Genomic DNA, 4,959 nt, shown 5'->3' on the forward strand with positions numbered 1-4,959 from the left:
GTCTGCTCCAGCGCCTCGACGGGCGTGTTGAGCGTGTTCGTCATGTGCACGTGCACCCCGCTGAGGCCGTCCCCGTCGGAATGCGCGCCCATGCCGCCGCCGATGGTTTCGTAGTAGGCGAAGGCGGATCCGTCGGGCCGCAGCCCGGAGACGACGTCCTCGCTTCGCTCAGGGCGCGTGCCGCCGAGGGTGAGGTTGTTCATCGTGCCCTGCCCGGCGGCGGGGACCCGGTCGGGGAGCGCCTGCGCGAGGGCGCCAAGCACCACGTCCACGATGCGCTGGGAGGTCTCCACGTTGCCGCCCGCCACCGCGTGCGGCGCCGTGGCGTGGACGAGCGAGCCCTCCGGGGCCCTCACGGACACCGGGGCAACGCTGCCCGCGTTGACCGGAATCGCGCCCTCGGTGAGGCCCTGCACCGCGTAGTAGCAGGCCGACTCGGTGATGGGGCGCACGGCGTTCAGGTTGCCGTCGACCGCGTCGTCGGTCCCGTCGAAGTCGAACGTGACGGTCTCCGCCTCGATCGTCGCGGCCACGCGGATCGTCGCCGTCTCCGTCTCGCCCACCTCCAGTTCGTCGGCGAACGCGTACGCCCCCTCGGGCCAGTCGGACAGGGCCGCCCGCACGCGGCGCTCGCTGTAGGCCTGCAGGTGCCGGGCGTACGCGGTGACCTCCTTGAGGCCGTGTGTCTCCGCGAGGACCTGCAGACGCTTGGCGCCGACCGAATGGGCCGCCCGTTGTGCCGCAAGGTCGCCCCGCCGCTCCTCGGGGGTGCGCACGTTGCGGAGGAGGGTTTGGAGCAGCGCGTCGTTGCGCGTGCCCCCGTCGTACAGCTTGACGGGCGGGAGGATGGTGCCCTCCTGTACCAGCTCGGTGGCGAGGGGGAGGGAGCCCGGCGTCATCCCGCCCACGTCGGCGTGGTGGGCCCGGCTCGCCACGAAGAAGGACGGCGCCTTCGCGTCGCCGACGAACACGGGCGAGACCATCGTCACGTCCGGCAGGTGCGTGCCGCCCGCGTACGGGTCGTTCAGGATCACGACATCGCCCTCGGCCCAGGCGTCCACGGCGGTGCGGGCGGCCTCGACGCTTGCGGGCATGGCGCCGAGGTGGACCGGGATGTGGGCGGCCTGTGCCACGAGGGCCCCGTCCCCGTCGAACACGGCGCAGGAGAAGTCGAGCCGCTCCTTGATGTTGGGCGAGTAGCTGGTGCGCCGGAGCGTCACGCCCATCTCGTCGGCCACGCCCGCGAAGCGGTGGCGGTAGAGCTCCAGAAGGATGGGGTCGGCGTCGGCCATGGGGGAAGACGTGGGAAGACGCGGATGCGCGGGAGGACTACAGGGAGCTCATGGTAGAGCGCAGGCGCCAAAAGGACCCCCGCCGTCCCGCCTGCCAGAGGGCCCCGCGTCCGGCCGACCCGGCGCCCTCGTGTCATCGGTTCGTGTCATCGGTACCGGCGCTTCAGGTCGACGCGCTCGTCCGCCTCCATGTGCACCTCCCAGAGCCCGATGTCGGATTCGATCTGTCCCCGCACGGACGCCTCCCCGTCGATCCGCAGGCGAAAGTAGTTGTTTTTCGTGCCCTCGCTCGCCCACGTTTCGAAGACGGTGATCTCGCGGAGTGGGATCTGCTTTTGAAACGTTCCGCCCCACGTCCAGCCGGAAATCGTGATTCCGTCGTCGTGCAGTTGAATCTCCCCGAACCACAGGGTGCGGTCGAGAAGTGCCACGGGGGAAGAAAGGGTCGCCGTCGACATGGTACGCTCAGAGGATGGTACGCGCAGAGGCTTTACGCCTACGTGCCCCGGAATGGCGGACGGGGATGCGGCTACAGAGGGTCCGCACTCCGACCCAAAAGGCCCAGCCGTGGCGCACATCCGAAGACGAAAAAAGCAAAAGACATGAGCGGAACTCAAGTTCCTCTTTTTGCAGGACGACCTGCACGTCCGGAGAGCCGCTCTCCCAACGCCGCCTATCCCCACAGAAAAGCGGACCACTGGCGACCCGCACCCCGGGCATGCGAGCGAGCCTGAGAACCTGGCATGCTGCTTTTCCCTCGCAAGAGGGGTCCCTCCCGAAAAGATCGGGAAAGATCCGAGGACGCTCGGACGGGAGGCGGGTTGCCCAGTGAGAGCCTTCGGCCGCGGTGGACCTGGAGCGCAGAGACGCGGCGACCAGGCTACCCTTGGAGCTGCCGGCCGGGATAAATAGCCTGCAGAAGAACGCCAAGAGGGGCAGTCATGAGCAGCACCAAACGGATTCCCGCGGCCCCACCAATGAAAGCAAGCAGAAGGAGAGCGCTCCCTGCGCCGAACAGCCGTCGGGCCTCGCTCTCAGCCATTGAGGAATCGTATCCGATGCCGATGCCGAGAAGGGGACTTCCGAGCAGTCCACCCGCGACCACAGCATCCTGAAGCGAAAAAGGGACGGGAAACAACTGCGGCAGCGCGACCGCCATGCCCACCGTCAGGGCGAAAGCAAGCAGGCCCAGAAATAGCCCAGGATGCCCCCACGAGGCCGACAGGACGGGGAATCTCTGATTTCTCTCGTGCATCGTAATTGATGGTTCCATGAGGGGGTGCCATGGACGTCCACTCAACCGGGCCAGGTTCACTTCTGTAGGAAGCACGTCTCTTCCCGCCAGGGCTCTTCACGTCAAGTGAGGTAATGCCCGGGAGCCGGAAGCCAGCTGGACTACAGGACCGGGACCACGAGGCCGAAAGAGTGATCGAGAGCACGGACAGTCCGGTCAGGAACGATGCCGCCACCTCCGAACAAGGAAGGCCCGCCCCTTCTAGCCTGAAATCGGTCGCCCAGTCAGGCCGGAGGGGCAGGCACCGGGTGGGCCGCGCTGGTCCGATCGTGCTGGCCTGACTTCCTCAACAACCGACTGCCCCTTCACGGCAGGGACGCCGGCCGAGTCGCAGCCAGCAGGGCCCACATGGCAGCCAGCAGAAAACAGCCAACTGGAGCTGGCCAACTGGAACCAGTCAACCGTTCTGGTACTGGGTGATTACATCCGCAACGGCAATCTGTACCTCAGCGGACAGTTCGTCCTTGGACAGAGCGTAGAGCCGTTCCATTGTCTGCCGATACTGCTTCTCCCCGAGGTGCCGAGGGTCGATCACCGAGAGAGCCTGAACGGCCAGGACGCGGCGGGACTTCTCCGACTCCTCTTCGATAACTTTGAGAAGCGCCCCCGCAGTCTTCGAGAGGCGCAGATCCTTCTTCTTGGCTGCCTGATCGATCACCACCTTCATGAGATCGGCTCGCAGGGAGGGCTCTTGCCTCAGCTGGCGGGCCATTTGCTCATCGAAGTTCTCCTGCCACTGCTCAGAGTTGAGGTGCGCGGAAGAGCTTTGCGTGACGGAGGGGCTTTGTGCGGAGGCAGTAGGAACCGCTCCCGAAAGTCCGGCGGCCAGGAGGAGGAACGCAGCCGCTTTAGCAAGCGCTTCGGGGAAGCATTCTAGCAGGTGGTTTTTGGGAGTCTGGCTCGCGGAAGCGGGGTTTGTAGACGTTGAGTTTGCAGAAGCCGGGCTTGAAGAGGTCGGGCGTGTCGTGGTCATGGGGTTAAGCTGTGGTTTGCCTGTGGAAAGTTTGGCTACGGAAAGTGTGTCTGCAGGAGCGTGATGCTCTGCGAAAGCGTGATGCTCTGCGAAGGCGGGGTCTGCGCAGGGGGCAGAACGGACCCGTGTCGGCAAAGCGCCCGGGAGCGCCTGAGCGGTTAGGATCATTTTCTCGGGTCCCTCTCGCTCGGGTCCCTCTCGAGAGCCTCGCCTTGTTTCCTGTGCAGGGAGAAAAATGAGCATTCTGGCTGCTCGATTCGGCTCGCTCGACGGACTGACGCCATGAGCCGACGAGTCGCCAGACGTGGCGAGCTGAAGGGGTTCGGTGGAGAGCCGACCCGTGAGAGATTGGCCCGTGGAGAAGGGGCCGGTGAGGACACGCCGACAGGGAAAACACATCGGCGGGGAGGGCGCGTCAGTGGAAGGGAAAGAAACCCCGGCAGAAAATCCGGGCAGCGATGTGCCATGTTCTCACCCGCCACGTCCTCAGCTGGCCTCGGAGGCGCCTGATGTCAGCTATGTAAACACGCAGAAATACGTTTATTCGAGAGTCATTCTGAGCGACCGACGACCGGAGGGAGGAGCGAGTCGAAGAATCTTACTGGGTCCAGCGCGAACGCTGATTTGGGAATATACCGGTCTGAAGGTCGCTTCTACTGATCTTCGAAGAGATTCCTCGACTCCGCTTCGCTGCGCTCGGAATGACTTGTTGTTAAGGTTCTTTTGCGTGTCTACTTAGGAAACGCCTGCTTGCTTCGACGCCACCTTTTAAGGTAGCTCTCCCACGTGTGAGAGGAAGTCCTCCTCCCCACATCTGATTTGTTTCTACGCTTGATTTCCCCTCCGCCCGTTGGGCCTGCCCGGCGCTCGGGCCGCCCGCCACAGGGCTTCGGTTGCCATGTCTCCAGACCGTGCTGATTCTGCCGGCCCTGATTCTGCCGGCCCAGACCCCGAGGACGGGCGCCTTGCCCGCACCACCGAGTGCTCGAATTGTGGGCGGCGGTTTGTGGGCAGCTACTGCCCGGAGTGTGGACAAGAGGCCCGCCCGCGAAGCTCGGTTGTTGGGGGCCTCAGCGTCTTCATCCGCGAGTTGACCGATATCGAGGGGGGCTTTGGCCGACCCTCCGGGCCTTGACCATCCGTCCCGGCAGGTCCCTTGCACGGCACATCAGCGGGGCGCGCCAGCACCTCATGCACCCAGGGTGCTACCTGCTTGCCGTCATCGTTGTGGCCTTCACCGCCAAGCAGGTGTTTACGTGGCTCGGGGCAAGACCCCCCTACGACGAGTTGATCTCCGAAAGTTTTTCGATGAGCGGGTCCACCACGGTGAGCTCAGAGACGGCAGGAGAGATTGGGTCGATGCTCACGTTGGCGGCAGACCGCGTCGTCGAGTCGCAGGC

The 4,959-nt window shown here is 64.9% G+C and carries 3 protein-coding genes and 1 pseudogene; 1 reads left to right on the top strand and 3 read right to left on the bottom strand.

What is annotated here, in order from left to right:
• The 3 genes from V5A20_RS12985 to V5A20_RS12995 all read right to left on the bottom strand — a co-directional run.
• Positions 1-1,292: hydantoinase B/oxoprolinase family protein (locus tag V5A20_RS12985; protein ID WP_332327525.1), on the bottom strand; the 1,292-nt coding region annotated here is incomplete at its 3' end.
• A gap of 146 nt (positions 1,293-1,438) precedes the next feature.
• A complete protein-coding gene (locus tag V5A20_RS12990) occupies positions 1,439-1,723 on the bottom strand; it encodes a hypothetical protein (protein WP_332327526.1) in 285 nt (94 codons plus the stop codon).
• A 1,260-nt stretch (positions 1,724-2,983) separates the two neighbouring features.
• Positions 2,984-3,298: a hypothetical protein gene (locus V5A20_RS12995; RefSeq protein ID WP_332316962.1), complete on the bottom strand. Its 315-nt coding sequence runs from the start codon at positions 3,296-3,298 to the stop codon at positions 2,984-2,986.
• Between the two features lie 1,392 nt (positions 3,299-4,690).
• Here V5A20_RS12995 and V5A20_RS13000 point away from each other — a divergent pair.
• Positions 4,691-4,959 (top strand): annotated as a pseudogene (locus tag V5A20_RS13000) (hypothetical protein); the annotation flags it as partial.

Source organism: Salinibacter sp., from assembly GCF_036626415.1.
GTDB lineage: Bacteria > Bacteroidota > Rhodothermia > Rhodothermales > Salinibacteraceae > Salinibacter.